Here is a 26,402-nt window from a genome sequence, read left to right as displayed (position 1 = left end):
TCTTTCCACGATTTTTCCTCATTCCCGCCCATAGGGCACCCGAATCGCCGGATCGCGTCGCGGCCCCCTGCCATCCCGTCCGCCGTCCAGTCAATACGGAAGTGGCATAATAATCAGGTTTCCTGCATCTTCCAGCCACGATGAATCCCGAGCGTACAGCCNCTNCCCTACCCGATACGTTTGCCCTGCACGAAGGCGAACTGATCGCGCTGCAAGTGAATGCCGCGCACGCGCTCGGCCTGTCCGACACCCACTTCCGGGATCCCCTGGCCGACGGCACCCTGGGGCCCATGCTGACGGTCATACCGGCAGGCGCATTCGAATACGGCGCCGCGCCACGGGAAGCAGCACCGGCGCAGGATCGCCCGCGTCGTGCCGCCCTGATCGAGCGCGGCTTCGCCATCGGCGTGCTGCCCGTCACGACGGAAGAGTTCGAGGCCTACGGCCGTGCCACCGGCTGGCGGCGGCGTGCGGAACTGGTCTGGCTGTCCGGCCGCAAGCCGGTCATCAACGTGCGACAGACCGAGGCGCGCGATTACTGCGCCTGGTTGAGCCGGCAGACCGGCCAGCACTACCGTCTGCCGACCGAACAGGAATGGGAGTACGCCTATCGCGCCGGCGCGCCGAGCGCCTATCCGCAGGGTGACCGCATCACGCCGGCGGATGCGCTCTATAACGCGAGCCAGGGTTATGACGCCGCACGCCCCAAGCGGCCGCGCCTGTTGTCGCGCTGCTTTGTCCGTTGCGGCGCGATGGAGGCCGGCAAGTTGCGCCCCAACCGCTGGGGCCTGCACGACATGGCTGGCAATGTATGGGAATTCACCGCCAGTTCCTGGACCCGCGATCATGCCAGCCTCCCCGAGCGTCCCCTGTCCGGCAAACCACAAGCCGTGGTCACCAAGGGCGGCTCATGGTTCGATGGCCCCGAGGACTGCCGGGCTGCCGCACGCCGCCGCCGGCTGGAGAATGAACTGGACCTCAATCTGGGTTTCCGCGTCGTGCGCGAAATTTAAAGGGTTGGCGCGCACACCATGACCGCGACACAACAGGACGAGAACCAGGTCAAAACAGACCTGACTCTCAATACCACGAGTTTCGTTGCCGAACTCGACGCTGCTGTCGAGGCACACCTGGAGTGGACACGCCGAATCTTGCGTTGCGTTGTTCTGCAGTCGTCACCCGGCGAGGATGTGCTCGACCTCAAAGCACATACACTGTGCCATTTCGGCGGGTGGTTTAGGACGCATCGGGAGCTTTTCGAACTGATGGACGCCCCATCCGCCGCGCGTGTGGGAACGGTTCACCAAACGATGCATGATGCCATCCGGTCAATCTGCAGCACCGTCCTTGCCGGCCGCAAGGGAGCAAAAGCCGACCTCGAAGTCTTTGAAGCGTCGCAATCCGAACTGATTGACCTGCTTGCTCGTTTCAAGACGCTGATCCTTTCGGCCGCACACCGTATTGACNCCCTTACCCGGTTACCACTGCGCTATGGCATCGAAAACGATTTTGCCCTGTATCAGAAGGAAGCCACACGCAATCGCACCCTGCTCTATGTGGTCATCATCGATGTCGACAATTTCAAGCCGATCAACGACACCTTCGGCCATCCCGTGGGCGATCAGGTCTTGTGCCACCTGGCCAATACCCTGAAGCAGAGCCTGCGTGGCGATGAACCGCTCTACCGTTATGGCGGGGAGGAATTCCTCTGGCTGCTGAAATGCAAGTCAGCCACCGAGGCCCGGCAATCGGCGCGTCGCGTCCTGGCTATCGTAGGCACCACACCGGTGCCGATCGACGGCGAAGTCCTGAGGCTGACCGTGACGATGGGGATGGCCCTGGCCGGCGAACAGGAAGACCTCGCGAGCGCCATCAAGCGGGCCGATCTGGCGCTGTACGAAGGCAAACGTGAAGGCCGAAATCGGTTCGTCATCGCCGAGCCCTGAGGCGTCCCCTGGCAACGGTCATGGCGATTCCTTGCCCCTCACCCTGTCGCGGCTTCCGGTCCCCTGGGGCGTCGCCTATAAATAACGAAGCGCTCGCCGCCACAACAGGGAAACCGCATGCAATTCAAGGATTACTACCAGACACTGGGCGTGAAGCGCGATGCCACGGCGGACGAAATCAAGAAAGCCTTCCGCAAGCTCGCGCGCAAATACCATCCCGACGTCTCCAAGGAAGCGGATGCCGAACTGCGCATGCAGGAGGTGAACGAAGCCCATGCCGTGCTCTCGGATCCGGAAAAGCGCGCCGCTTACGATCAACTGGGGCGCGGCCATCGGCCGGGCGAGACGTTCCGCCCGCCGCCGGACTGGGACGCCGGCTTCGAATTTACCGGCCAGGCTTACTCACCCGGCGAAACCGCCGATTTCAGCGACTTCTTTGCCGAACTGTTCGGCCACATGGGCGGTGCGCATGCAGGTGGCCGCCATGCCCACGCCGGCTTTCGGGCACAGGGCGAGGATCACCATGCCAAGGTGCTGCTCGATCTGGAGGATGCCTTCACTGGCGCCACCCGGCAGATTTCGCTGCGGGCGCCGAAAGTGGACCCTCAAGGCCGGGTTCAACTGGAAACCCGTACGCTCAACGTGAAGATTCCCAAAGGCGTACATGCCGGCCAGGTCATCCGTCTCGCGGGCCAGGGCGCCNCCGGGATGGGCGGGGCCCCAGCCGGCGACCTGCTGCTGGAAGTGCAGTTCAAGCCGCACCCGCGCTTCCGGGCGGAAGGCCGCGATCTGCACCGGACCCTGCCGGTAGCGCCGTGGGAAGCTGCCCTTGGCGCCATCGTCGCAGTGGATCTGCCGCAGGGCAGCGTCAAGGTACGGATCCCCGAGGGCGCCCAGAGCGGGCGGCAGTTGCGCGTGCGTGGCCATGGCATTCCCGGACAGCCGCCCGGCGACCTGCTGCTCGATCTCCAGGTGGTGCTGCCGCCGGCCACGACGCCGAGGGCGCGGGAGTTGTATGAAACGATGGCGCGCGAACTCGCGTTCGATCCGCGCGCGCAGGAAAAGGATTGAGCCATGCAAGACGACGATATTCTGATCGGCTGCCTGATGGAGGATTCCTGGCTGACGCTGGAACAGGTGGCCGCTGCCTGCAGCGTGGAGCCCGTCTGGCTCATCCGCCATATCGAGGAAGGCCTCTTCCCGCATGCCGAAAGCGTGGCAGGCACCTGGCGGTTTTCCGGCGCAAGCCTGCTGCGCGCGCGGCGCATGCGGCAACTGGAGCGTGACTTCGACGCCGTGCCGGAACTTGCCGCCCTGGTGGCCGACCTGCTGGAGGAAATGGACACGCTGCGGACGCTGACCCGCCAGGCCGCCCCTGGAAGGGACCGCTAGATCAGGAGTTCTTCCCGGGCCTGAACCAGCGCCTGGGCCAGCCGCACGCCGCTTTCCCACGCACGCTCGACCCCGACGCCAGCAATGCCGTCGCCGATCAGGGCGACCCGGCTCTCGCGGTCGCTGACCCAGAAGCCCCCGACCGAGGTCTGCGGACGCGCATGGCGCCACAGGTGCGAGGCTTCGATCTCGACCGGCCACGGCAGGCCCAACAGGCCCATCAGTGCTGAAGCCGCGCGGTTGCTGGCCTCCATCTCCGAAGCTTCCAGGTAGGTTTCGGCGAATTCGTGGCTGCTGTGCACCGCCCACAGGCCGGGGCCGTCGGCCGTCTGGCGTACCGCCAGATTCAACAGATGGTCGTCGAACTTGATGACGTCCGCCGCGGGACCGCCCTCCCAGCGCATCAGGAACGACCAGATCGGACGATAGCGCACCTCGCCCAGACGCTCACGCAACAGCGGCAGCGCATCGAGCATGGGAATGGCCTGCGGCGTGGGCACGCTGCAGATCACGCAGTCGTAGTCGCCGCGCACCTCGCCATTCTCGAGGATGATCGTTCGCGGCTGCAGGGTCGCCACGCGTGACTGGGTGTGCAGGCGAGCATCGCCGAGCAGTTTGCGAACCAGCTGCGACGGTTCGATGGTGGGACGGAAATGGTTTTGCAACTGCGCTTCCCCNCACGAGATGGTGGCGCGTCCCTGCCAGACGTTGCCGCGAACCGGTGCGGCCCAGCCCTGTCGCACCCAGTCGCGCAACTGGCTGCGGAAAGGCTCGCGCTTGGCTGAGATGAACGGGGTACCCAGCGTAGCCCAGCCCTGTTCCGTACGCCGGGTCGACAGGCGCCCGCCCGCGCCACGCGCCTTGTCGAACACGTCGACATCCCAGCCCGCCGCGGCGAGCGTGCCTGCACAACTTGCACCCGCAATCCCCGCCCCAACGATGCCTGCCCTGAGCCCTGTCGAAGGGCCTGCCCTCAGTTTTGTCATGCCTCTCCATCCTTGTATATGACCACGCGACGATCTCCCGTATCGCCGTGGGGAGCGCACGGCGCATGGCGCGCGCGGCTTCCCGTTCCATATCGAACTGTATCAGCAAATTCTTAAATGCCGATTCAAAAACTCTGCTCCGACTGATACACAAGCGCTCAGGCCAATACCCTCTGCATGGCCACATGCGGAATGCCGGCTTCCTCGTATTCGGCACCTTCGGCGACAAATCCTGCGCGGGCATAGAATCCTGCGGCATGGGTTTGTGCACTGAGTCTGAGCACGGTCTGGCCGCGCGCCTGCGCGGCGCGCAGGATCCGATCCAGCAAGGCCCGGCCCACGCCGCGCCCGCGCCAGGCCGGCAGCACGGCCATGCGGCCGAGGTGTCCGTCGGGCAGCAGGCGGGCGCAACCGATGGGCGAACCATCCTCGGCCAGGGCGAGCCAATGCGTCGAGACGGCATCGTACTCATCCCACTCCAGCGCTTCCGGGACCCCTTGCTCGTCGATGAACACGGCACGCCGTACGGCGCCAAGGCGTACCGCATCGCGGGCCCAGTCGGTTTCTCCAATCGTAAAGGCCGCCATCGTTACGCGCCGATGCGGGCGAACCGCCGCGCGGCACGATGGCCGCGCGCCGCTTTCACGCCAACCAGCATCCACAGTCCGGCGACGAAATAACAACCGGTGATGAGCAGCGCCTGGCGGTGGTCGCCCTGCGTGATCCAGCTCGCAATCCCATAGGTCAGCGGGCCGACGATCGACGCCAGCTTGACCGCCAGGCCCCACAAACCGAAGAATTCGGCCTCCTGTGCCGGCGGTGCCAGCAATCCCACCATGGCACGTCCGGCCGATTGCGAGGCCCCCATGCACAGCCCGGCCAGATTGGCCGCCACCCAGAACATGCGTTCGTCGGGCGCGGCCCAGGCCAGCAGCACCATCACGATCCAGCCGACCAGCGTGAACGCAATCAGGCGCACATGGCCGACCCGATCCTGCACATGACCGAAGACGAAGGCGCCGACAGCCGCCGTGATGTTGACCACCAGCACCAGCAGGATGGTTTGTTGGGTGCTGAAGTGAAATGCCTGGTTGGCGTAGATTGCCGCCAGCGTGATGACAGCCTGGATGCCGGCCTGATACAGCACGGTGCAGACGAGAAAGCGCTTGAGGTCGGGCAGGTATTCGAGATGGCCGAGCGTGTGCCGCACCTGGGCCCAGGCGTTGCGGGCCGTTCGGTCGCATTGTGGCACGGCACGCTCGCGCAACATCAACAGCGTCGGCAAACTTGCCAGCAGGAACAGCGCGGCGGTGATCAGCATGGAGACCGGGACGAAGGCCGCGGCTTCCTGGCCATGCGCCTGCGCCCAGCTGATGTAGGCGAGGCTTGCGCCCAACGACACCAGCCCGCCCACGTAGCCGAGCGACCAACCCCAGCCGGATACCCGGCCCAGTGCACGCGGACGCGCGAGTTCGTTCAGGAATGCGGCGATCAGGTTTTCGCCGGTGCCGAAGAAATAATTGGAGAGCACCAGCCCCACGATGGCCAGCGTCAGTGCGCCAGGCACGGCAAAATACAGCAGCGCGGTGAAGCCGACGCAGCCCAGCGTGGTCAGCCACAGCAGCATTTTCTTGTTGGCATGGGCATCGGCATACGCGCCGATCAGCGGTGCCGTGAGCATCACCAACGCATAGGAAACCGACAGCGCGAGCGTCCAGACGAAAGTCGCCCATGGCGCGTTGCCGGCCACCGCCGCGACGAAATAGGCGCTGAACACGGCCGTAATGACGACCGTCGTGTAGCCCGAATTGGCGAAGTCGTACATCGCCCATGCCCAGACTTCGCGCCGGCGCACGCCGGGTTGCAGCAGGCCTGTCCTGAGCGGAGTCGAAGGGCTGCCCATCAGGCGACCTCCTCTTCGGCCTGTTGCTGCAATGCCCACATGTGGGCATATACGCCATTTTTCTCCAGCAGATCGGTATGCCGTCCGCGCTCGACGATGCGCCCGCCTTCCATCACCAGGATCTCGTCGGCCTCGACCACGGTGGAGAGGCGGTGCGCGATGATGAGGCTGGTGCGGCTGCGCGCGATTTCCAGCAGCTCGGCCTGGATGGCCTTTTCGGTCTTGGTGTCGAGCGCCGAGGTGGCCTCGTCGAGAATGAGGATGGCCGGATTCTTCAGCAGCGTGCGTGCGATTGCCACGCGCTGCTTCTCGCCACCCGAAAGTTTTAGTCCGCGCTCGCCCACCACCGTGTCCCATCCCTGCGGCAGGGCTTCGATGAAATGCAGGATATGCGCAGCACGCGCGGCTTCGAGTACCTCGTCGCGGCGGGCGTCGGGTCGGCCGTAGGCGATGTTGTAGTAGATGCTGTCGTTGAACAGCACGGTGTCCTGCGGCACCACGCCGATGGCGGCGCGCAGGCTGTCCTGCGTGACCTGGCGGATGTCCTGGCCGTCGATGCGGATGCTGCCGGCGCCGACGTCGTAGAAACGGAACAGCAATCGTGCGAGCGTCGACTTGCCGGCGCCGCTGGACCCCACCGCCGCCACGGTCCTGCCGGCGGGGATGGTGAAGCTGACATCGTGCAGGATGAGGCGATCAGCGTTGTAGGCGAAGTTCACGTGCTCGAACCTCACCTCGCCCGCCACCACCTCGAGGTCGCGCGCATCGGGGGCATCCTCCACCTCGCGCGGCCGTTGCAGCAAGGCGAACATGCGCTCGACGTCGGTGATCGACTCCTTGATCTGGCGATACATCACGCCGAGAAAGCTCAGCGGCTGGAACATCTGCAGCAGGAAAGCATTGACCATCACCAGATCCCCCAGCGTCAGCGTACCGTGCACGACGCCATTGGCGGCGCGCAATACCATCAGCGTCACCCCGATCGCGATGGTCCCGGCCTGGGCGGCATTGAGCATGCCCAGCGAGCGCTGCGACTTCAGCGCCATGTCTTCCCATTCGATCAGGCTTTTGTCATAGCGTGCGGCCTCGTATTTNTCGTTGCCGAAGTATTTGACCGTCTCGTAGTTCAGCAGGCTGTCTATGGCGCGGCCGTAGGCCTCGGAATCGAGGGTGTTGGCGCGGCGCACGAACTGCGTGCGCCATTCGGTGATGGTCACGGTGAAGCCGATATAGGCCGCCAGGGTGATGAGCGTCAGCACCCCGAACACCCAGTCGAGCTTGACGAACAGGATGCCCGCGACCAACAGGATTTCCAGCACCGTGGGCGTGATGCGGAACAGCAGATAGCCGACCAGGCTGGACAGCGCCTTGGAGCCGCGCTCGATGTCGCGGGTGATGCCGCCGGTCTGTCTTTCCAGATGAAAGCGCAGCGACAGCGCGTGCAGGTGCTGGAACACCGCCATGCTGATGCGTCGCATGGCGCGCTGCGTGACCTTGGCGAACACCACGTCGCGCAGGTCGGCAAAGGTGGTGCTGACGAAGCGCAACAGACCGTAACTGATGATGAAGGTCAGCGGCAGCACCAGTTCGGGACGCGGCTTGTTCAGGGAGTCGATGATGTCCTTCAGCACCAGCGGCACCGCCACCGAGGCCAGCTTGGCGCCGACCAGCAGCGCCAGTGCCAGCAATACGCGGCCGCGAAATTCCCATAAATAGGGAAACAGACGGCTGATCGAGCGCAGGCTGGGGTCGCCAGGCGGCGGCGGGGGCGAATGGGAATGAACGGCGGGATGCATCAGGTCGGGTAGAATTACGAATTCGGTTTTTCCTGATTTTACGTCCGATGCGGCGCATTCCGGCAGCGGACAAAAACAACGGCATGAAGCTCTACGGTATTCCCAACTGCACGACGGTGAAAAAGCACGTGCCTGGCTCGATGACCATGCGTGCGACGTCGTCTTCCACGATTTCAAGAAACAGGGCGTCGACGCGACCTGGCTGCGCAAGGTCGTCGCGCAGGTCGGCTGGCAGGCACTGGTGAATACGCGCGGCACGACCTGGCGCCAACTCACCGATGCGGAGAAGGCGGCGGTCGTCGACGACGCCAGTGCGATCGCGCTGATGCAGGCCCACCCCAGCGTGATCAAGCGGCCGGTGCTGGAGCGAAACGGAAAATACCATCTCGGCTTTGCCGAAGAACAATATCAAGCCTTGTTCGGAGAATGAAACTGCATGGCCAATGAAACGCCCGAGAATGGAATCCTTGCCAACGAAACCTTGGCGCTTGCGATCGAACTGCTCAAACGCAAATCGCTGACGCCGGACGATGCCGGCTGCCACGACCTCATCGCCGCGCGCCTGCAGAAACTCGGCTTCCACATCGAGCGCCATTGCCACAACGGCGTCGACAATCTATGGGCACGCAAGGGCACGGCCGCACCGGTGGTCTGTTTTGCCGGCCATACCGACGTGGTGCCCACCGGCCCGCGCGAGCAATGGCTATCCGATCCCTTTGAGCCGACGGTGCGCGACGGCAAACTGTACGCGCGCGGCGCCGCCGACATGAAGACCTCCGACGCCGCTTTCGTCACCGCCACCGAGCGTTTCATCGCCGCGCATCCCGGGCACAGCGGCTCGATCGCCTTCCTGCTTACGTCCGACGAAGAAGGACCGGCCACTGACGGCACGGTGAAGGTCGTCGAAGCCTTGAAGGCACGTGGCGAGACGCTCGACTATTGCATCGTCGGCGAACCTACCAGTGCCGCCGAGTTCGGCGACACCATCAAGAACGGACGGCGCGGCTCGTTGTCCGGCACCTTGCGCGTCAAGGGCGTGCAGGGCCACATCGCCTACCCGCACCTGGCCAAGAATCCCATCCATCTCGCCGCGCCGGCGATCGCCGAGCTCGCCGACACCATGTGGGACGAGGGCAATGCCTACTTCCCGCCCACCACCTGGCAGATCTCCAACATCCACGCCGGCACCGGCGCCACCAACGTCATCCCCGGCGCGGTCGAGATCCAGTTCAACTTCCGCTTCTCCACCGCCAGCACCGCCGAAGGCTTGATGGACGCGGTGAATGAAATCCTCGACAGTCACGGCCTCGATTACGAGATCGACTGGAGTCTGTCCGGCAAGCCCTTCCTCACCCCGCGCGGCCCCCTGTGCGATCGCCTGAGCGAAGCCATCCACGAGGTCACCGGCCTCACCNCCGAACTGTCGACCACCGGCGGCACCTCGGACGGACGCTTCATCGCCGACATCTGCCGCGAAGTCGTCGAGTTCGGCCCGCTCAACATGAGCATCCACAAGCTGAACGAGCACGTCGCGGTGGAAAACATCGAGCAGCTGGCGGCGATCTACCAGAAGACGCTGGAAAAACTGCTGGCTTGACCCTGAACAGAACCCGCGCGATGAAACACTTCGAAGACACCGAATCCCTGATCACCGTGCGCGACTGGCTGCGCTTCGCCGTGTCGCGCTTCAACGAGGCCGAATTGTTTTTCGGCCATGGCACCGACAATGCCTTCGACGAGGCGGCCTATCTGATCCTGCATACCCTGCACCTGCCGCTCGACCGGCTCGAACCCTTCCTCGATGCCAGCCTGACGCACGGCGAGTCCGAGCAGGTGCAGGCGGTGATCGAGCGCCGGGTGCGCGAACGTCTGCCTGCCGCCTACCTCACCCACGAGGCCTGGCTGGGCGCGCACCGTTTCTATGTCGACGAGCGCGTGATCGTGCCGCGCTCCTTCATCGCCGAGTTGCTGCACGAACAGCTGGCGCCGTGGGTGGACAATCCGGACGAGGTGACGCGTGCACTTGACCTCTGCACCGGCTCCGGCTGTCTCGCCGTTCTCGCGGCGCTGGCCTTCNCCAACGCGGAAGTCGATGCAGTCGACCTCTCGAAGGATGCGCTCGACGTCGCCGCAAAGAACGTCGGCGATTACGGTCTCGCGGACCGTATCGAGCTGGTCGAGTCGGATCTGTTTGCGGCGCTGGACGGCCGGACCTATGACGTCATCGTCAGCAACCCGCCCTATGTGAACGCCGAATCGGTTGCCGCGCTGCCGCCGGAATACCAGGCGGAACCCGCGCTGGCGCTGGGCTCGGGCGAGGATGGCCTGGATGCCACCCGGAAGATTCTGACCGGCGCCCAGGCCCACCTCAATCCCGGCGGCCTGCTGGTGGTTGAAATCGGCCACAACCGCGATGCGCTCGAAGCCGCCTATCCTGCCCTGCCCTTCACCTGGCTCGACACCGAGAGCGGCGACCAGTACGTGTTCATGCTGCGGCGCGAGCATCTCGCCGGCCTGTAATCAGACCGATCCTGACGCGCGCTGCCGCTCCAGCAGCGCGACCAGCTGGTCCGCCGCCTGCGGCCGGCTCATCAGATAGCCCTGACCGAATTCGCAACCGTTCTCGCGCAGGAAGTCATACTGCTGCGAGGTTTCGATGCCTTCGGCGATCACCTCCAGCCCAAGTCCTTTCGCCAAGGCCAGGATTGTCGTGACGATCTGGGTATCGCCAGCCTGGTCCGGGATTCGGCGGACGAACGACTGATCGATCTTGAGCGCGTGAAACGGCAGCTGCTTGAGGTAGCTCAGACTGGAATAGCCGGTGCCGAAGTCGTCGAGCGACAGTCGCACGCCCATACTGCGCAGTTTGTCGAGACTGCTGCGAACCTCGTCGTTCATGATCAGCATCACGTTCTCGGTAATCTCGAGTTCGAGGCACTCCGCAGCCAGGCCGGTACGCGCAAGTGCCTGGGCAACCGATTTCACCAGGCGCCCNCCTTCGAACTGTCGGGTCGAGACGTTCACGGCCAGCGTCAATTCGGCAGCCCTGCCCTGCTTCTGCCAGGCGTGCAATTGAGCGCAGCCGGCCTCCAGCACCCATTCGCCGAGCTGGACGATCAGGCCGGTGTCTTCGGCGGCTGAGATGAATGCGCCGGGCAGCACCAGTCTCTGGTCCGGATCGTTCCAGCGCAGCAAGGCCTCGAGCCCGACGATGCGCCCGCTTTCCAGCTCCACGATCGGCTGGTAATGCAACAGGAATTCGTCACGTTCCAGCGCCTGGCGCAGGCGGGTGTCGAGCGTCAGCCGCTCCACCACGCGCGCGGTCTGCTGCGCGTGATAGAACAGGAAGCGATTGCCGCCTTGTTCCTTCGCCTGATACATGGCCGTGTCGGCATGCTTGAGCAGCGTTTCCACCGACGATGCGTCGTCGGGATACAGTGCAATGCCGATACTGGCGCTACTGTATATCTGGGTGGCGCCGATATCGATCGGCATGGCAAGACTGTTCAGCAGACGGGTGGCGACCAGTTCGGCATCCGTCTGCACGTCGATATCGGATACGATCGCCACGAATTCATCGCCGCCGAAACGGCTCAGATGATCGTGCGCGCGCAACACCGATTGCAGGCGCTGGGCGACCTGCTGCAGCAAGAGGTCGCCTGCCCCATGACCGAGTCCGTCATTGATGTTCTTCAACCGGTCGAGGTCGATGAACAACAGGGCCAGTCGCGCTTCGCTGCCTTGCAGAGCGGACAGCATTCTTTCGAGTGCGGTGCGGAAACCTTCGCGGTTCGGCAGCTGCGTCAGCCCGTCGAAATAAGCCAGCTGGTTCAGGTGTTGCTGGGCCGTTTCACGCTGCTGGATTTCAGTCTGCAGCAGATCGGCACGGCGCTGCAGCTCGCCCGTCTGCCGCTTGACCTGGTAGCGCAGCAAGCCGACGATCGCCAACGCCAGGACGAACAAGCCTGCAACCGCAGCCACGGCCCACGACAGCCAGCTGGGATAGCGCGTTTCAGGCGCGGCTTCGAGCCAACGCCGTAGCGACGCGTAATAGGCCGACCCGGGATCAACCTTGAGCGCAGCCAGGTCCCGATCCAATGCATGCAGGAGGGCGGGATCAGCATGCTTCGGGGCGGCGTAATGGACGAAAATGGGATTGAATACGATGCCGGTCGCGACCATGTCGTTGGGGTGGACATGCAGCGCCGCGAACACCCGGTTCACCGCGCCTGCATCAGCCCGGCGTTCGATGATCGCCCGCAACACATCCGCATAGGTATCCACGTAGACCGGCGTAAATCCCGCGTCGAACTGCCTCGCCAAATCGATCAGGGTCTGGCTGTGCGTGCTGCCCCGCATGAGCGCAACCCGCTTGCCCTTGAGATCGGGCAGCGACTCGATGTGGGACTGGGCATGGCGGAACACCATGCCCCAGTTTCCGATCAGGCTCTGCTGGCTGAATTGGAAGCGCTTCGCACGTTCCTCGCTATAGGCAATTCCCACAAGCAGATCGATCTCGCCCTTGTCGAGGCGGGAAAGGAGATTGTCGAAGGAATCGGGAACGTAGGTGATCCGCCAGCCTTCCCGATTCGCCACCGCGCGGATGACGTCGATCGCGATGCCCTGGGGCGGCACACCGGGTGTTGCCGTGACGATGGGAGGATTGTCGGCCACGCCGACCCGGACAGGAATCCCGCCTTGCACGGCCATTGCCGGCGAGCCCGACAACAACCAGAACAGACAGGCCTGCAGAAGAATACGGAAAACCACGCAAATAAATCCCTGTAGATCAAACCACGCCAGGTGCCCTGGCTGTTGCGGATGTAGCCTAACCTAATATCCGGCCCGGTACTAAGCGCGAACCGACTAGCGGGACGCGGTGGCCAAGTCGGCAGCAATGTGTCGGGCAAGTTGTCGTGCGGCTGCCTGGATGTCGTCGCCGGCCTCGTCGCCGGGGCAGGCAAGCGCGATTTCGATGCCATACAGATCGAGCCGGGGCGGCAGGATACCGAACGCGCGCGCCAGCGACAGCGCGTCGAGCACGCCGAGCCCGTGGCTGGATAGACCCTGCGTGTAGCCCGGCCACGCGTCCTGGTCGAAACGTTTGATGCGGCCAGGCCGATCGCCGCTTTGCATGGCGTCGACCAGGATGACCCAATCCGCCTGTTCCAGCAGGCCGATCAGGCTGGCGCCGGGCCTGTCCAGCTTGTCGATGGCAAGTTCATGCTCGCCCTGGACACCGCAATCCGCCAGGGCATCCACGGTCAGCCAGCCGGCCTGGTCGTCGCCCGACGGCGAACCGATGCCGAGGATACGGACCTTGCTCATGTGCGTGCGACGTTCATCCGCAAAAANTGGGTGGCGCAGGAAATGCAGGGATCGTAGTTGCGGATGACTTTTTCGCAATGCAGGCGCAGCGCGTCGTCCGGATGGTCGAGCCCAAAATTCAGCAGCGACAGCCGCAGATCCTCTTCGATGCGCCCCTGGTTCTGGCTGGTCGGCGGCACGATGCGCGCGTTGACGACGCGGCCTTCGGCGTCCATCTCGTAGCGATGCCACAGCAGTCCGCGCGGCGCCTCGGTGCAGCCGGTCGCCACGCCGGCGCGCGGTGTGGCGGGCACCCAGGGCGAGTCCGGCACGCGATAGCCGTCGAGCAGACGTAGCGCTTCATGGAGTGCGAGCCAGATTTCCACCGCACGTGCCAGCAGGCTGTGAAACAGGTTGCGGCTGGGCAGCACGAAGTCGATATCGGCAAGCAGCGCCCGGATCGCGCCGGGCAGATGCGCGTGGTTGAGGTTGAGGCGCGCCAGCGGCCCGACCAGATACGGCTGCCCGTGATAGGTGCTGAACAGTGCGGTGGAATGCGGTTCGTGACGCTCGGCGAAATGCGCGTCGAAGGCCTCCGCCCCGATACGCAAGCCATCGCTGGTCCCGATCTCGCCACGCTCGATGGCGTAATCGGCCGGGTGCTGCGTCGCCACCGACACGAAAGCCTGGTCATCCTGCGGCATCGGGATGGCGGCGGCCCAGCGGATCAGCGCTTCGGCCTCGGGCAGGGCGGCGCGCAGCTTCTCCCGCATGTCGCGGATGCGCGCCAACGAGGGCGCACCATGGAAGCCGCCGACACGGACACCGACCGGATGCACCGAGCGGGCGCCGAACAGGTCCATCAGTTCGTTGCCCAGACCCTGAATGCGCAGGCCGCGACGCACCGCCTCCGGCGCGATGCGCGCCAGTTCGATGGCGCTGCCGCAGTCGAAGAAATCCGGCGCCGCCAGCAGGTGGATGTGCAGGCTGTGGCTCTGGATCCATTCGCCGCAGTAGAACACCCGGCGCATGGCCTGTGCCCACGGGCTTAACTCGACATTGAAGAGTCTTTCCAGCGCCTGCGCCGCGGTCACCTGGTATGCCACGGGGCAGATGCCGCAGATGCGCGCCACCATGTCGGGGATCTCNGAGTAGTGGCGACCTTCGAGGAATTTCTCGAAGAAGCGCGGCGGCTCGAAAATACGCAGGCGCAGCTCGGCGATGTCACCCTGCTCGATGCGCAAATCGAGCGCGCCCTCGCCTTCCACCCGGGCAAGCACCGGAACGTGGATCGCCACGCTGCGCCGTTCAGTCATGCGCGCCCATCCTCAGTTTGTCGGCGGCTGCGAGAAACACCGGCGCCTGGCTGTTGATCGACTGGAAACGCCGCACGATGGCCTCGGGCGTCAGTCCCAGATGGCCGAACTGCATGGCCAGCGCATCGGTGTTGGCATTTTCTGCCGGGCCATAGCAACCATAACAGTCGCGGCCGAGGCTGGGACACAGTGCTCCGCAACCCGCCCGCGTCACTGGCCCCATGCAGGCGATGCCGTGAGTCACCATCACGCAAGGGTAGCCCTGGCGCTTGCATTCGGTACACACCTTGTCGACGTTGTCGCGCGGCGCCACGCCGAGTAGGAGCGCATTGACCACCGCCAGCATCTGCGGTCCGCTGACCGGGCAGCCCCATAGCTCGAAATCCACTTTCACATGGCTGGAAATCGGCGTCGAGCGCTCCAGGCTGGCGATCGCCTCGGGATGGCTGTAGATCTGCGCCACCCATTCCGCGCCCTTGGCCTGGTTGCGCAAACCCTGGATGCCGCCCGAGGTGGCACAGGCACCAATGGCGATCAGCAGACCGCTATGGGCACGGATGTGCTGGATGCGTTCGAGATCTTCCGGCGTCGACACGCTGCCCTCGACGAACACCACATCCACACCGGTATCCGGATTGAGCGGCCCCGCTTCGGCAAAGTGCACCAGATCGATCCGTTCGGCGAGCGTCAGCAGCGCCTCGCCGAGATTGAGGAAAGACAACTGGCAGCCGTCGCAGGAACTGAACTTGTGCACGGCCACGCGCGGTTTGCTCGAGTGAGCGGTCTGCAGGCTCATCAGAACCCCTTGTGTGCGAGCAGGGCCTTGACCTCGCTCCAGTTGAACACCGGGCCGTCGCGGCAAACAAACGCCCCTCCGAACTGGCAGTGGCCGCAGCGGCCGACCGCGCACTGCATGTTGCGCTCCATGCTGAGATACAGGCGCGACTCTGGCAGGCCGTGTGCCAGCAGGGCATCCGCCGCGCTGCGCATCATGCCTTCCGGCCCGCACAACATGGCCACGGCACAGCCCGGATCGAAGTTGGCCAGATTGAACAATTCCGTCACCCGCCCGACATGCCAGGGCCACAACGCGGCTCCCTCGCTTGCCGCCACCAACACCTGGGTATCCGGCAATTTCGCCCAGCGGTCGTATTGTTCGCGCCAGATCAGGTCTTCGGCATGCTTCACACCCTGGATGATGACGAGCTTGCCGAAGCGTTCGCGCCGCCGCAGCACGTAATGAATCACCGACACGACAGGCGCGCAGCCGAGGCCGCCTGTCACGAGCACGACATCGCATCCGCCCACTTCCTGCAACGGCCAGCCGCGTCCAAACGGTCCGCGCAGCCCTACCCGATCGCCTGGTTTGAGCGCAGCCAGCCCCGGGTGACGCGTCCCAGTGCACGGATGGTATGGCCGACGAGATCGCGCTCTTCCGGATCCGACATGATGGAAATCGGGACTTCGCCGACGCCGTAGAGATACAGCATGTTGAACTGGCCGGGCGCAAAACGGTAGGCCGCCTGCGCGGCTGCATCATCGAGCCGCAACTGCAGCGTGAAGATGGTCGGCGACTCCTGGATGCGCGCCAGGACGGTGGCGGCATGCGGAGGGCCGGCATCGAGACGGTTCGACATGTTCATGGCTGCCCCTCGGTGAGGGCGGCGACTTCCTCGGTCAGGTCGATGCCGACCGGACACCAGGCGATGCAGCGGCCGCAGCCGACACAGCCGCTGCGGCCGAACTGGTCATGCCAGGTGGCCAGCTTGTGGGTCAGCCACTGGCGATAGCGGCCACGGATGTCGGCCCGTACGTTGAAACCGTGTAAATGGCCGTGCGCCTCGACGAAGCAGGAATCCCACATTCGCGCATGCTCGCTGGCCGCGCCGTCGAGCGCCGGGGTGTCGGCCTCGGCATGACAGAAACAGGTGGGACACACCGCCGTGCAATTGCCGCAGGCAAGGCAACGCGCCGCCACCTCGTCCCAGCGCGGATGTTCCAGCCGGCTCATCAGACTGTCGCGCAGATGACGGCTCGGCAGGCCGCGGGTCTGGACGGCGGCGGCAGATACGCCCTGCTGGCGGGCCGCCTCGATCTGTTGCGGGGTGGCCCATGCCAGGTTCAGATCATCCAGCACCGCTTGTCCCTGTCCGCTGCCCGCCACGACGACAAAACCATCCGCCAGTTCTGCCAACGCAAGATCGTAGCCGGCGGTCGGGGTGGGGCCATCGCCGGTCGACGCGCAAAANCATGTCGATGCCGGTTCGGCACATTGCACGGCGACCAGGAACACGTGGTCGCGTCGTTGCGCATAATGCGCGTCGCGCCGGTCTTCGCGCAGGAAATGCGCATCCTGCAAGGCCAGCGCCGCCAGGTCGCAAGCGCGCACGCCGATGATGGCTTGCCGGAGAAGCGGCGGGTGGTCGGCCGCAAACTGCAGCTTGCCCGCCTCGTCGCGTTCGACGCGCCACAGCGATTCCTTTGGTGCGAAGGTGTGCGGCTTGATGGCCTGGGGNCCGTTGGCCCAGGCGAAATAGCGGTTGAGGGGATCGGACGTGAGCCGATAGCGGCCGGGCGTTTGCTCGGCCTGTATCCCGCGCGGCAGGTCATCCGGCGGCTCGAGTTCGCGCATGACGACGGCCCCNTGCTCCACCGTGGGTCCCAGGCATTGATAACCCCGCTCCCTGAGCCGGGCCAGCAGGGAAGGCAACTGCGCAAGCGGCAGAAATCCAGCACGGTCGGATTGGGAAGAAAGCATGGGCCGGACGCCTCCGCTTGGTTTTTTACATTGGTTTTTTACAGTGTATGCATAAAAGCGCAGGCAGAACAAATAGTGTATGCCACTGCGACAGCGTCACGAGCCGGAAAGGCCGTCATGCAGCGTTCGTTATAATGCGCCATTTACGCAGTAATGAATGAAGGAGTGAGTCATGCAGCAACAACTCGATGTATTCGTTTCGTCCCTGACGTCTNTTCTGACGCAACTGGCTGCGTTTGTCCCGCAGTTGTTGGCAGCCCTGCTGCTTCTATTCATCGGCTGGCTGTTTGCGAATCTGGTTCGAACCGGCGTCACCAAGCTGCTCGATGTATTGCATTTCGATAGCCTGGCCGAGAAAACCGGCATAGAAGCCTTCCTCAAGCAGGGCAATCTCGAGCTCAGCCTGTCGCGCCTGTTGGCCAAGCTGGCCTACTGGNTCGTCATTTTCATCGTCGTCGTGACCGTGGCCAACAGCCTCGGCCTGCATATCGTGGCCGATCTGTTCAACAAGATCGTGCTCTACATCCCCAATATCATCGTCGCCATCCTGGTCCTGGTATTCGGCGTGCTGGTGGCGCGCTTCATCAACCGCATGGTGTTCGCCTACCTCAACAACATCGGCGTGCAGGGCGCGCTCACCATCAGCACGCTGTCGGAATATGCGGTCATCATCTTCGTGGTGTTCGTGGCGCTCGAACAGCTCCAGATCGGCACCAGCCTCCTCACTGCGGCATTCCAGATCGGCTTCGGGGCGGTCGGGCTGGCGTTTGCGCTGGCGTTCGGCCTGGGCGGCCGCGAATGGGCCGCAGGCGTGATCAAGAAAATGACCGAGAAATAAGACGAGGCCAGCGGGCAAAGCCCGCTGGCCTGAGGGTTCAGCGAATGCGCGGCTTGCGGGTGTGCTTGTCGGGCACCCCGCGCGTCTGCCGCCGCGGGCTGGGGGCCATTCCGGCCCATTCCATCACCCGTGCAACCAGATCGTCGTCGAGTTCCATCTTCTGCCCGCGCCGCAGCTGCGGCGGCAGCGCGATCGGGCCGAAACGGATGCGCGTGAGGCGCGACACCGTCAGGCCGAAGTGTTCGAACAGCCGCCGCACCTCGCGCTTGCGGCCTTCCTTGATCACCACGCGATACCATTTGTTGGCGCCCTCGCCGCCGGCGGCGAAGCAGCTTTGCAGCTGCGCCGGGCCGTCATCGAGTTCCACCCCNGCCAGCAACTGGGCAATCATGTCTTCGGTCAGCTCGCCCAGCACGCGCACCGCATACTCGCGCTCGACTTCGAAGCGCGGGTGCATCAGCTGGTTGGCGAGTTCGCCCGACGTGGTGAAGACCATCAGGCCGTCGGTGTTGTAGTCCAGCCGGCCGATGGAAATCCATTTGGCGCCGCGCAGCTTGGGCAGCGCATCAAAAACCGTGGCGCGGCCCTTGGGGTCGTCGCGGGTGACGATCTCGCCTTCCGACTTGTGGTAGATCAAAATGCGCGTGCGCTTTTCATCGAAGCGCAGGTAGACGCGGCGTCCGCTGACCTTGACGATGTCGCGCGGCCCGACCTTGCTGCCGATCGTGGCGGTTTCGCCGTTGACCTGTACCCGGCCCTCGGCGATCCATTCCTCCATCTCGCGGCGTGAGCCGAGGCCGGCCGAGGCCAGCGCCTTCTGCAGGCGCTCGCTCGGTGCCTCGGGGGCGATCGCCTGCTGCAGGCGGCTCGCCGCGCGCCCCATGGGGGCGGTGGGCGAGCGGCGGATGGGGGATGCGGGGCGGGCCATATTCAGGAAATCTCGGTAACTGCGCTATCCGACGCTGTGCTTGCGCGGGCGGTTTCGATCACCGCGCCAAACGTCGGGGGCGTCATTGTCCGCCAATTCCTCACGCAATTCAGGAATTAATGCGGTTTCGTCCGGGGTGACCAGATTGCCGAGCTCTTCCAGCGGCGGCAGTTCGGACAGCGTGCGCAGCCCCAGGTCGCTGAGGAAGTGGCCGGTGGTGCCGAACAGCGCCGGCCGGCCGGGCACGTCGCGATGGCCTATGGCCTCGATCCAGCCGCGCTCTTCCAGCGTCTTGATGATGTTGGGATTGACCGAGACGCCGCGGATGTCCTCGATGTCGCCGCGCGTCACCGGCTGGCGGTAGGCGATGATGGCGAGCGTTTCCAGCACCGCGCGCGAGTAGCGCGGTGGTTTCTCGTTCTTCAGCCGCGACAGCCAGGGCTGCATCTCGGCGCGCGTCTGGAAGCGCCAGCCGTCGGCCACCTGGATCAGTTCCACGCCGCGGCCGTGCCACTGCGCGCGCAAATCGTCGAGCGCGCGGCGCAGCACATCATTGGACAGGCCTGGATTCGATTCTTCTTGTTCGAACATGCGCCTGAGCTCGGCCAACGTCAGCGGCTCGACCGCCGCCAGCAGCGCCGCCTCCAGCACGACCTTCAGATCATCGGGGTTGTCACTCGGTTGCAGATTCATGGAGCTTCACGTAGATGGGGGCGAACGGCTCGGCCTGCGTCACGTCGAGCAGGGTTTCCTTGGTCAGTTCCAGCACCGCGAGGAAGGTGACCACGAGTTCGTGCACGGTCGACGATTCCGGGAACAAGTCNCTGAATTCCATGAATTCGCCCGGCGTCAGCCGCTTCATGATGCGGCTCATGTGCTCGCGGATCGACAATTCCTGGCGGCCGATGCGGTGATGGGTGCGGTTCTTCGCGCGCGACAGGATCGCCAGCCAGGCCGCGGCGAGCTCTTCCGGGTGCAGGCTCGGCAGGCGCTTGGCCGCCGCCGGCAGGAACACGCTGACGGTGTCGAAATCGCGCCCGGCCTGCGGCAAGGCATCGAGATGCTGTCCGGCGAGCTTCATCTGCTCGTATTCCAGCAGGCGGCGCACCAGCTCGGCGCGCGGATCCTCGCCCTCGCCGGTTTCCTCGGCCTGCTCGCGGCGCGGCAGCAGCATGCGCGACTTGATGTCGATCAGCATCGCCGCCATCAGCAGGTATTCGGCCGCCAGTTCCAGCCGCGTCGCGCGCGCCGCCTCGACATAGGCCATGTACTGCTTCGTCAGCGCCGCCATCGGAATGTCGAGGACATCGAGGTTCTGCTTGCGGATCAGGTACAAGAGCAGGTCGAGCGGGCCCTCGAAGGCGTCGAGGAACACCTCGAGCGCGTCGGGCGGAATGTAGAGATCCTGCGGCAGCTCGGTGAGCGGCTCGCCGCGCACCTTGATGACGGGTGCGGGNGGCGTCTCGGGAAGCGGTGCCTCAAGGAGTTCGGCGGAATTCATGGCNGGCATTTTACCCGAGGCCGGCATGGACAAGCGTCAACCGCAATGTTTATACTTGGTTTAAACATTTTCCCGAAGGAGCTGACATGGCCGAGGTCTATCTGGATATCAAGCAGTGGGGCAACAATCTGGGCGTGCGACTCCCGGCAGCGGTGGCGCGCGCAGCCCATCTGCACGCCGATCAGCGGGTTCGGGTGTCGGTGGAAGACGGGCAAATCGTGATTTGCCCGGCCGACGCGTCCTCGCTCACGCTGGAACAGCGCCTGGCGAAATTCGATCCGGAACGGCACGGCGGCGAGGCGATGGCCAGCGAACCCGTCGGGGCCGAGAAATGGTAGCGGCATCGAAAACCACCGCCTGGGTGCCCGACCGCAAGGACATCGTCTGGATAGACTGTAATCCGCAGGCCGGCCGGGAGATGAAGGACATCCACCCTTTTCTGGTGCTGTCGCCGCGCCTCTTCAACGCCCGCACCTCGCTGGTGATCGGCCTGCCCATGACTACGGCCGAATACAACGCCGACAATCCCTTCGCGGTAGCCGCAGGCGTTGCCAAGGGGCGCGGCAAGGCCGGCAAGACCAGTTATGTGCTGTGTCATCAACCCAAATCCTTCGACTGGCGCATGCGCGGCGCCAAAGCCCATCCGATGGGTGCCCTCCCCGATGCCTTGTTTGCCGACGTGTGCGAGCGCCTGAACCAGATCATCCGGCTGGCCTGAATCCATCTGGCGACTTCCGCTTGCATTTTACCGAACGGTCAACTAGCATCCGGTTCATGAACGCTGCCACCGATACCCGCTCCCGCATCATCGCCGCCGCCAAGCCGCGCTTTCACTCGCGCAGCTACGCCAATGTGGGCATCCAGGAAATCTGCGAGAGCGCCGGCGTGCAGAAGGGCAGCTTCTACCACTTCTTCCCGTCCAAGCGCGACCTGGTCATGGCCGTGATCGACGAGTTCGCCGACGAATGGGCCCACGGCTTCGTCGCCGAGGCCTTCGACCCCGCCCTGCCGCCGATGGAGCGCATCGACTACCTCGTCGACGCCGCCTACTTCTGGCAGAAGTCGATCAAGCAGATCCACGGCCGCATGCTCGGCTGCATCTTCGGCAACCTGACGCTCGAAGTCAGCACCCAGGACGACATCCTGCGCGCCAAGCTGCTGGCGATCTTTNCGCGCGCCAAGACGCGCTTCAGGGAGACGCTGGAGGAAGCCGTCGCCGCCGGCACGATCGCGCCGCTCGATTCGGACCTGACTGCCGAAGCCATGCTCGCCTACCTCGAAGGCGTCATCCTGCTGGCCAAGTCGCAGAACGACCCCGAGGTGATCTACCNNCTCGGCCCCGCCATCAAGACGCTGCGCGTCGAGACGGCCCGCGCCTGAGATCATGCACGCGGACCGGCTTTTTCGCCAGCGACTTAACCGACCGGTCTAGCGGCAGTCCTGGGCTCGCCGCGCTTTCCGATTTCTCCCCGCAGTGCGCTGCCTTTCCGCCCGGCAATTTTTTTGCCGATCATCTTGACCGAACGGTCATCTACTAGAGGAGGTTACACCATGAGCACGAACGCAACCCAGACCCTGGACGCCCGCGGAATGAACTGCCCGCTGCCCATCCTGCGCACCAAGAAGGCCCTGACCGACCTCGCCAAGGGCGAGATCCTCGCCATCGTCGCCACCGATCCTGGCTCACTCAAGGACATGCAGGCCTTCTGCAAGCAAACCGGCAACGAGCTGGTCTCGTCGAGCGAGAACCAGGGCGAGTTCGCCTTCCTGATTCGCAAGAGCTAAGGAGACGACCATGGGCGCACCTGAAAAACTCCTCGCCGAACATCTCACTCCAGCGCTGCTCGACCAGTGGTTCGACCAGCGCTTCGAGNGAAAAATGGCCGAGCGCGAAGCCGCGCACGTGCCGTCGCTGTCCATCATCGCCACCAAGGGCACGATGGATTGGGCCTACCCGCCCTTCATCCTCGCCTCCACCGCCGGCGCGCTCGGCTGGGATGTATCGGTGTTCTTCACCTTCTACGGGCTCGAACTGCTGAAGAAGGACCTGCACCTGGAGATCAGCCCGCTCGGCAACCCCAGCATGCCGATGAAGATGCCGTTCGGCCCGCAATGGCTCAAGGACATCAACTGGAAGGTGCCGAATGTCGTCATGGCCGGCGTGCCCGGTTTCGAAAAAGTGGCGACCGGGCTGATGCAGCAGACAGTGAAGAACAAGGGCGTCGCCAGTATCGACGAACTGCGCAGCGCCTGCCTCGAAGCCGACGCCAAGCTCTATGCCTGCCAGATGACCGTCGACCTGTTCGGCTATTCGCAGGACGAGTTCATCCCGGAGATCGCCGGCTGGATTGGCGCGGCGAGCTACCTGCCGCAGGCGCAGAAGTCGGATGTGTGTTTGTTCATCTGAGTCGTGTCGTGCCCTAGCCGCGCCGGATACATCGGCGCGGCTAGGGCATTGGGGTAGCAGGTATGCTTTTGCAGGACCTGGCCCCAGACACGATGCTCAACGATCCGTGTTAACTAGGATGTTAGGCCGCTGTTGATTTGCGGTTTTGCTATGCGAAAGCACGTTCCGTCCTCGGATCGTTAGCGAGTTCTTTATCTTCCGCCGCGTGCGCGAGCACTTGAGCGCCGAGTGTAAGTTGGGCATCACGCGAAAGAGAAGAAAGCCCCGGAAAAGCACTCGCGCATCCTTCAATCAGTTCATCAGCAACAGCTGCGTCCAATTTTTCAGGGTGTTTTGCCAGGTACCAAAGCTGGAAGACTTGAAGCTGCACCGGCGATCGGCCATTCAATCGGATGTAGTCCTCGACAGCCAGAAACAGCACTCCTTCGACTTGCGAGTCGGGCAAGGGAGCCAAGGTTTTCTCGCTGTCGCTGTCCGCGTGCTTGAAGAAGTTGCGGTACGGAAAGTTAATGTAGTTGCGCTTTAGATCTTTGCCTTCCGGAACGTTCTCACGGGCCTGAAAAGAGAAGCTGTCAATTCCAGCCTTTGCACACAGAACGTCGATGATCTCCCAAGCATTGGTCGCAAGCGAATAGACCGAGACAGCGTCTCGGCCGGCAAAGAACAACTCGATGGCTGTCGACAATTGCCGTCTCGCAACGTCGAACTTTGTAAGTGGTTCAAGCATCAATCGCCTCTGCGGAACAACGTTACTTAGACGGTGCACCGTGTGACGTCGCACGCCGTCTAAATCGGAACGGCCGTCGCGTTACGCGCTGTAATTGTTTGATTGCGCAGAACTCTACGCCCTGCTCGTCAGCTTACGCAAACCAAAAAGTCGCGGAGGGAAGTTCGCGTAACACTTCAACTTCATCATCCTCACCCGAACACCACCTCCGCCACATCCTGATACCGCTTCGCGAAATGCACCGTCATCCCGGCCCGGATGTGGTCGGGCAGCTTGTCGAAGTCGCGGCGGTTGGCTTCGGGCAGGATGAGTTCGTGCAGGCCGATGCGGCGCGCGGCGATGACCTTTTCGCGGATGCCGCCGACCGGCAGCACCTGGCCGGTGAGCGTGAGTTCTCCGGTCATGGCGAGCGGGCGCGGAATCTTNTTGTTCTTCGCCAGCGACAGGAGCGCGGTGGCCATGGTGACGCCGGCGCTGGGGCCATCCTTGGGGGTGGCGCCTTCCGGCACGTGCAGGTGAACGAAGCTCTTGTCGAAGAAGGCCGAGTCGGCGCCGTAGGCCTTGAGGTGCGAGGCGACGTAGCTGTAGGCAATCTCGGCCGATTCCTTCATTACCTCGCCGAGCTTGCCGGTGAGCTTGAAGCCACGATTCAGCGTGTGAATGCGCGACGCCTCGACCGGCAGTGTCGCGCCGCCCATTGCGGTCCAGGCCAGTCCAGTCACGACACCGACACCGGTCAGTGGCTTCTCCTTGGTGAACACGGGCTTGTCGAGATAGCTCTCGATCTCCTTGACGCCAATCTTGATCGGCGTGGCCGTGCCGCCGAGGATTTTCACCACGGCCTTGCGCGCGACCCGCCCCAGCTGCTTTTCCAGGTTGCGCACGCCGGCCTCGCGGGCGTAGCCCTCGATCACGTGGCGGATCGCGCCTTCGCTGATCACGAGCTGATTCTTCTTCAGCCCAGCCCGTTCCAGCACGCGCGGCCACAGGTGATGCTTGGCGATGGCGACCTTTTCCTCTGTGATGTAGCCCGACAGGCGGATGACCTCCATGCGGTCGAGCAGCGCCGACGGGNNAATCGAGAAGTCATTGGCGGTGCAGATGAACAGCGCCTTGGACAGATCGAAGCGCACGTCGAGATAATGGTCGAGAAAGTCGGCGTTCTGCTCGGGGTCGAGTACTTCGAGCAGCGCGCTCGCAGGGTCGCCCTGGTAGCTCGCGCCGATCTTGTCGATCTCGTCGAGCATGATGACCGGGTTGGCCGAGCCGACCTCCTTCAGCGCCTGCACGAACTTGCCCGGCATGGCGCCGATGTAGGTGCGGCGATGGCCCTTGATCTCGGCCTCGTCGCGCATGCCGCCGACCGAGAATCGGTAGAACTTGCGCCCCAGCGCCTCGGCGACGGACTTGCCGATCGAGGTCTTGCCGACGCCGGGCGGGCCGATCAAGAGCAGGATCGAGCCGGCCATTTCGCCACGCATGGCGCCGACGGCGAGGAATTCGATGATGCGGTCCTTGACGTCCTCCAGCCCGTCGTGGTCGCGGTCGAGAATGCGGCGCGCGCGCTCGAGGTCGATCTTGTCCTGGGTATGGATGCCCCACGGCAGCACGGTGAGCCAGTCGAGATAGTTGCGGGTGACGGTGTATTCGGCCGACCCCGTCTCCAGCAGCGACAGCTTGTGCATTTCCTCGTCGATGCGCTTTTGTGCCTGTTCAGGCAGCGTCAGCTTGGCGAGACGCTCGCGGAAGGTGTCGAGCTCGGCGGTCTTGTCGTCCTTGGCGATGCCCAGTTCCTTCTGGATCGCGCGCAGCTGCTGGTGAAGGAAGAACTCGCGCTGCTGCTCGCTCATCTTCTCGTCGACGCGTTCGCGTATCTGCGACTGCAGGCGCGCGACGTCGAGTTCCTTTTTCAGCAGGACGAGCACCTTCTCCATGCGCTTCTTCAAGCCGAAGGCTTCCAGCACCTCCTGCAGTTCCTGCTTCGAGGCGGTGGTGAGGCTGGCGGCGAAATCAGTCAGCTGCGACGGCTCGTTGGGCCCGAAGCGGTTGAGGAAGAACTTCAATTCCTCCGAATACAGCGGGTTGAGCGGCAGCAACTCCTTGATCGTGTTGATGATGGCGATGGAATAGGCGCGGATCTCCTCCGATTCCGGCTTGCCGGGCTCGTTCGGGTAATCGACCCGGACCTTGTAGGGCGGGGTGTCCGACAACCATTCGACGATGCGAAACCGCTTGGAACCCTCGGCAATGAACTGCATCTTGCCGTCGGAACGAACCGGGTGGTGGATGCGCACCACCGTACCCACGCTGTGGAAATCCGCCCGCTTGACATCATCGGTGTTGTCGGGCTTGACCACCACCAGCCCCACCATGTGGTGCGCGGTTTCGCCGATGGCCTCCACCGTCGACAGCCAGGGGGCTTCGTTCATCAGCAGCGGCAGGGTCTGCGCCGGAAAAAACGGCTTTTCGGTCAGCGGCAGCAGGTACAGTTCGGCGGGCAGTGCCGGCGCAGCCGGCAACTGGCGTTCATCGGGGAGGATTTCGCCTTCTAGCGGGTCATTGGGCATGGTCTGATCGTCTCAATCCTGAAAGCAGAA

Annotated in this window: 29 protein-coding genes; 13 read left to right on the top strand and 16 right to left on the bottom strand. The window is 64.0% G+C overall.

Annotated features, from left to right (window positions below):
* Positions 1 to 140 precede the first annotated feature (140 nt).
* The 4 genes from HZY77_RS03345 (at position 141) to HZY77_RS03330 (ending at position 3,338) form a co-directional block, all read left to right on the top strand.
* Complete coding sequence (locus tag HZY77_RS03345) at positions 141 to 1,013, top strand: formylglycine-generating enzyme family protein (protein ID WP_296818724.1); 873 nt, start codon at positions 141 to 143, stop codon at positions 1,011 to 1,013.
* An 18-nt stretch (positions 1,014 to 1,031) separates the two neighbouring features.
* Entirely contained in the window at positions 1,032 to 1,946 is a 915-nt protein-coding gene (locus tag HZY77_RS03340) for a diguanylate cyclase (RefSeq protein ID WP_296818722.1), read from the top strand.
* Between the two features lie 117 nt (positions 1,947 to 2,063).
* A complete protein-coding gene (locus HZY77_RS03335) occupies positions 2,064 to 3,017 on the top strand; it encodes a DnaJ C-terminal domain-containing protein (protein WP_296818720.1) in 954 nt (317 codons plus the stop codon).
* A gap of 3 nt (positions 3,018 to 3,020) precedes the next feature.
* Positions 3,021 to 3,338 carry a chaperone modulator CbpM gene (locus tag HZY77_RS03330; protein WP_296818717.1) on the top strand — a complete coding sequence of 106 codons (318 nt, stop codon included), beginning with the start codon at positions 3,021 to 3,023 and terminating at the stop codon, positions 3,336 to 3,338.
* On the opposite strand, the gene HZY77_RS03325 is transcribed toward HZY77_RS03330, so the two are convergent.
* The 4 genes from HZY77_RS03325 to HZY77_RS03310 form a co-directional block, all read right to left on the bottom strand.
* The gene (locus tag HZY77_RS03325) at positions 3,335 to 4,324 is read right to left on the bottom strand and encodes an NAD(P)-binding protein (protein WP_296818715.1); all 990 of its coding nucleotides are present in this window, start codon (positions 4,322 to 4,324) and stop codon (positions 3,335 to 3,337) included. The two genes, HZY77_RS03330 and HZY77_RS03325, sit on opposite strands and share 4 nt — an antisense overlap.
* A 158-nt stretch (positions 4,325 to 4,482) precedes the next feature.
* Positions 4,483 to 4,911: a GNAT family N-acetyltransferase gene (locus HZY77_RS03320; RefSeq protein ID WP_296818713.1), complete on the bottom strand. Its 429-nt coding sequence runs from the start codon at positions 4,909 to 4,911 to the stop codon at positions 4,483 to 4,485.
* A 2-nt stretch (positions 4,912 to 4,913) separates the two neighbouring features.
* On the bottom strand, positions 4,914 to 6,227 hold the full coding sequence (locus HZY77_RS03315) for an MFS transporter (RefSeq protein ID WP_296818711.1): 1,314 nt from the start codon (positions 6,225 to 6,227) through the stop codon (positions 4,914 to 4,916).
* Positions 6,227 to 8,023, bottom strand: a complete 1,797-nt coding sequence (locus HZY77_RS03310) for an ABC transporter ATP-binding protein/permease (RefSeq protein ID WP_296818709.1) — start codon at positions 8,021 to 8,023, stop codon at positions 6,227 to 6,229. The genes HZY77_RS03315 and HZY77_RS03310 overlap by 1 nt, the downstream gene beginning before the upstream one ends.
* 241 nt (positions 8,024 to 8,264) lie before the next feature.
* On the opposite strand from HZY77_RS03310, the gene HZY77_RS17725 reads away from it, so the two are divergent.
* The 3 genes from HZY77_RS17725 to prmB all read left to right on the top strand — a co-directional run bounded on the left by HZY77_RS17725 (position 8,265) and on the right by prmB (position 10,543).
* The gene (locus tag HZY77_RS17725) at positions 8,265 to 8,453 is read left to right on the top strand and encodes an ArsC/Spx/MgsR family protein (RefSeq protein ID WP_363154250.1); all 189 of its coding nucleotides are present in this window, start codon (positions 8,265 to 8,267) and stop codon (positions 8,451 to 8,453) included.
* Positions 8,454 to 8,459: 6 nt separating this feature from the next.
* Positions 8,460 to 9,620, top strand: a complete 1,161-nt coding sequence (dapE, locus tag HZY77_RS03300) for a succinyl-diaminopimelate desuccinylase (protein ID WP_296818707.1) — start codon at positions 8,460 to 8,462, stop codon at positions 9,618 to 9,620.
* Positions 9,621 to 9,640: 20 nt separating this feature from the next.
* Positions 9,641 to 10,543: a 50S ribosomal protein L3 N(5)-glutamine methyltransferase gene (prmB, locus tag HZY77_RS03295; protein WP_296818705.1), complete on the top strand. Its 903-nt coding sequence runs from the start codon at positions 9,641 to 9,643 to the stop codon at positions 10,541 to 10,543.
* On the opposite strand, the gene HZY77_RS03290 is transcribed toward prmB, so the two are convergent.
* The 7 genes from HZY77_RS03290 to HZY77_RS03260 form a co-directional block, all read right to left on the bottom strand.
* Positions 10,544 to 12,793 carry an EAL domain-containing protein gene (locus HZY77_RS03290; RefSeq protein ID WP_296818703.1) on the bottom strand — a complete coding sequence of 750 codons (2,250 nt, stop codon included), beginning with the start codon at positions 12,791 to 12,793 and terminating at the stop codon, positions 10,544 to 10,546.
* Positions 12,794 to 12,889: 96 nt separating this feature from the next.
* Positions 12,890 to 13,351, bottom strand: coding sequence for a hydrogenase maturation protease (locus HZY77_RS03285; protein ID WP_296818701.1), 462 nt, complete (start codon positions 13,349 to 13,351; stop codon positions 12,890 to 12,892).
* The gene (locus tag HZY77_RS03280) at positions 13,348 to 14,646 is read right to left on the bottom strand and encodes a nickel-dependent hydrogenase large subunit (RefSeq protein WP_296818699.1); all 1,299 of its coding nucleotides are present in this window, start codon (positions 14,644 to 14,646) and stop codon (positions 13,348 to 13,350) included. Before HZY77_RS03280 ends, HZY77_RS03285 begins: the two co-directional genes overlap by 4 nt.
* The gene (locus HZY77_RS03275; RefSeq protein WP_296818697.1) at positions 14,639 to 15,442 is read right to left on the bottom strand and encodes a sulfhydrogenase subunit delta; all 804 of its coding nucleotides are present in this window, start codon (positions 15,440 to 15,442) and stop codon (positions 14,639 to 14,641) included. The genes HZY77_RS03280 and HZY77_RS03275 overlap by 8 nt, the downstream gene beginning before the upstream one ends.
* Complete coding sequence (locus tag HZY77_RS03270; RefSeq protein ID WP_296818695.1) at positions 15,442 to 15,936, bottom strand: hypothetical protein; 495 nt, start codon at positions 15,934 to 15,936, stop codon at positions 15,442 to 15,444. The genes HZY77_RS03275 and HZY77_RS03270 overlap by 1 nt, the downstream gene beginning before the upstream one ends.
* Positions 15,937 to 15,995: 59 nt before the next feature.
* Positions 15,996 to 16,289, bottom strand: coding sequence for a hypothetical protein (locus HZY77_RS03265; protein ID WP_296818693.1), 294 nt, complete (start codon positions 16,287 to 16,289; stop codon positions 15,996 to 15,998).
* Positions 16,286 to 17,404 (bottom strand): 4Fe-4S dicluster domain-containing protein, encoded by a 1,119-nt coding sequence (locus HZY77_RS03260; protein WP_296818691.1) that lies wholly within the window; start codon positions 17,402 to 17,404, stop codon positions 16,286 to 16,288. Before HZY77_RS03260 ends, HZY77_RS03265 begins: the two co-directional genes overlap by 4 nt.
* 172 nt (positions 17,405 to 17,576) lie before the next feature.
* Here HZY77_RS03260 and HZY77_RS03255 point away from each other — a divergent pair, with 172 nt between their 5' ends.
* Positions 17,577 to 18,242, top strand: a complete 666-nt coding sequence (locus HZY77_RS03255) for a hypothetical protein (protein WP_296818689.1) — start codon at positions 17,577 to 17,579, stop codon at positions 18,240 to 18,242.
* Positions 18,243 to 18,279: 37 nt separating this feature from the next.
* Here the strand turns inward: HZY77_RS03255 and HZY77_RS03250 are convergent, their stop codons facing one another.
* From HZY77_RS03250 to HZY77_RS03240, 3 genes are read right to left on the bottom strand one after another with little or no spacing between them, the layout of a single operon-like run.
* Entirely contained in the window at positions 18,280 to 19,170 is an 891-nt protein-coding gene (locus tag HZY77_RS03250) for a pseudouridine synthase (protein WP_296632632.1), read from the bottom strand.
* Positions 19,171 to 19,194: 24 nt separating this feature from the next.
* On the bottom strand, positions 19,195 to 19,863 hold the full coding sequence (gene scpB, locus HZY77_RS03245; RefSeq protein ID WP_296818687.1) for an SMC-Scp complex subunit ScpB: 669 nt from the start codon (positions 19,861 to 19,863) through the stop codon (positions 19,195 to 19,197).
* A complete protein-coding gene (locus HZY77_RS03240; RefSeq protein WP_296818685.1) occupies positions 19,844 to 20,671 on the bottom strand; it encodes a ScpA family protein in 828 nt (275 codons plus the stop codon). The genes scpB and HZY77_RS03240 overlap by 20 nt, the downstream gene beginning before the upstream one ends.
* A gap of 86 nt (positions 20,672 to 20,757) precedes the next feature.
* Here HZY77_RS03240 and HZY77_RS03235 point away from each other — a divergent pair, with 86 nt between their 5' ends.
* The 5 genes from HZY77_RS03235 (at position 20,758) to HZY77_RS03215 (ending at position 23,078) form a co-directional block, all read left to right on the top strand.
* The gene (locus HZY77_RS03235) at positions 20,758 to 21,009 is read left to right on the top strand and encodes an AbrB/MazE/SpoVT family DNA-binding domain-containing protein (protein WP_018508422.1); all 252 of its coding nucleotides are present in this window, start codon (positions 20,758 to 20,760) and stop codon (positions 21,007 to 21,009) included.
* A complete protein-coding gene (locus HZY77_RS03230; protein ID WP_296818680.1) occupies positions 21,003 to 21,389 on the top strand; it encodes a type II toxin-antitoxin system PemK/MazF family toxin in 387 nt (128 codons plus the stop codon). Before HZY77_RS03235 ends, HZY77_RS03230 begins: the two co-directional genes overlap by 7 nt.
* A gap of 56 nt (positions 21,390 to 21,445) precedes the next feature.
* Positions 21,446 to 22,051: a TetR/AcrR family transcriptional regulator gene (locus HZY77_RS03225; RefSeq protein WP_296818678.1), complete on the top strand. Its 606-nt coding sequence runs from the start codon at positions 21,446 to 21,448 to the stop codon at positions 22,049 to 22,051.
* A gap of 171 nt (positions 22,052 to 22,222) precedes the next feature.
* A complete protein-coding gene (locus tag HZY77_RS03220; protein ID WP_296818676.1) occupies positions 22,223 to 22,456 on the top strand; it encodes a sulfurtransferase TusA family protein in 234 nt (77 codons plus the stop codon).
* A gap of 94 nt (positions 22,457 to 22,550) precedes the next feature.
* On the top strand, positions 22,551 to 23,078 hold the full coding sequence (locus tag HZY77_RS03215; protein WP_296820807.1) for a DsrE/DsrF/DrsH-like family protein: 528 nt from the start codon (positions 22,551 to 22,553) through the stop codon (positions 23,076 to 23,078).
* Between the two features lie 148 nt (positions 23,079 to 23,226).
* Here HZY77_RS03215 and HZY77_RS03210 read toward each other — a convergent pair whose 3' ends face one another.
* Together HZY77_RS03210 and lon are read right to left on the bottom strand one after the other, a co-directional pair.
* A complete protein-coding gene (locus HZY77_RS03210) occupies positions 23,227 to 23,805 on the bottom strand; it encodes a hypothetical protein (RefSeq protein ID WP_296818672.1) in 579 nt (192 codons plus the stop codon).
* Positions 23,806 to 23,996: 191 nt separating this feature from the next.
* Positions 23,997 to 26,372: an endopeptidase La gene (gene lon / locus HZY77_RS03205; protein WP_296818670.1), complete on the bottom strand. Its 2,376-nt coding sequence runs from the start codon at positions 26,370 to 26,372 to the stop codon at positions 23,997 to 23,999.
* Positions 26,373 to 26,402: the final 30 nt, after the last annotated feature.

This window comes from Thiobacillus sp. (assembly GCF_013693775.1).
In the GTDB taxonomy this organism is placed as follows: domain Bacteria; phylum Pseudomonadota; class Gammaproteobacteria; order Burkholderiales; family Thiobacillaceae; genus Thiobacillus.
The sequence above is the reverse complement of the archived record's forward strand: the minus strand, read 5'-3'. Positions and strand labels throughout refer to the sequence as shown.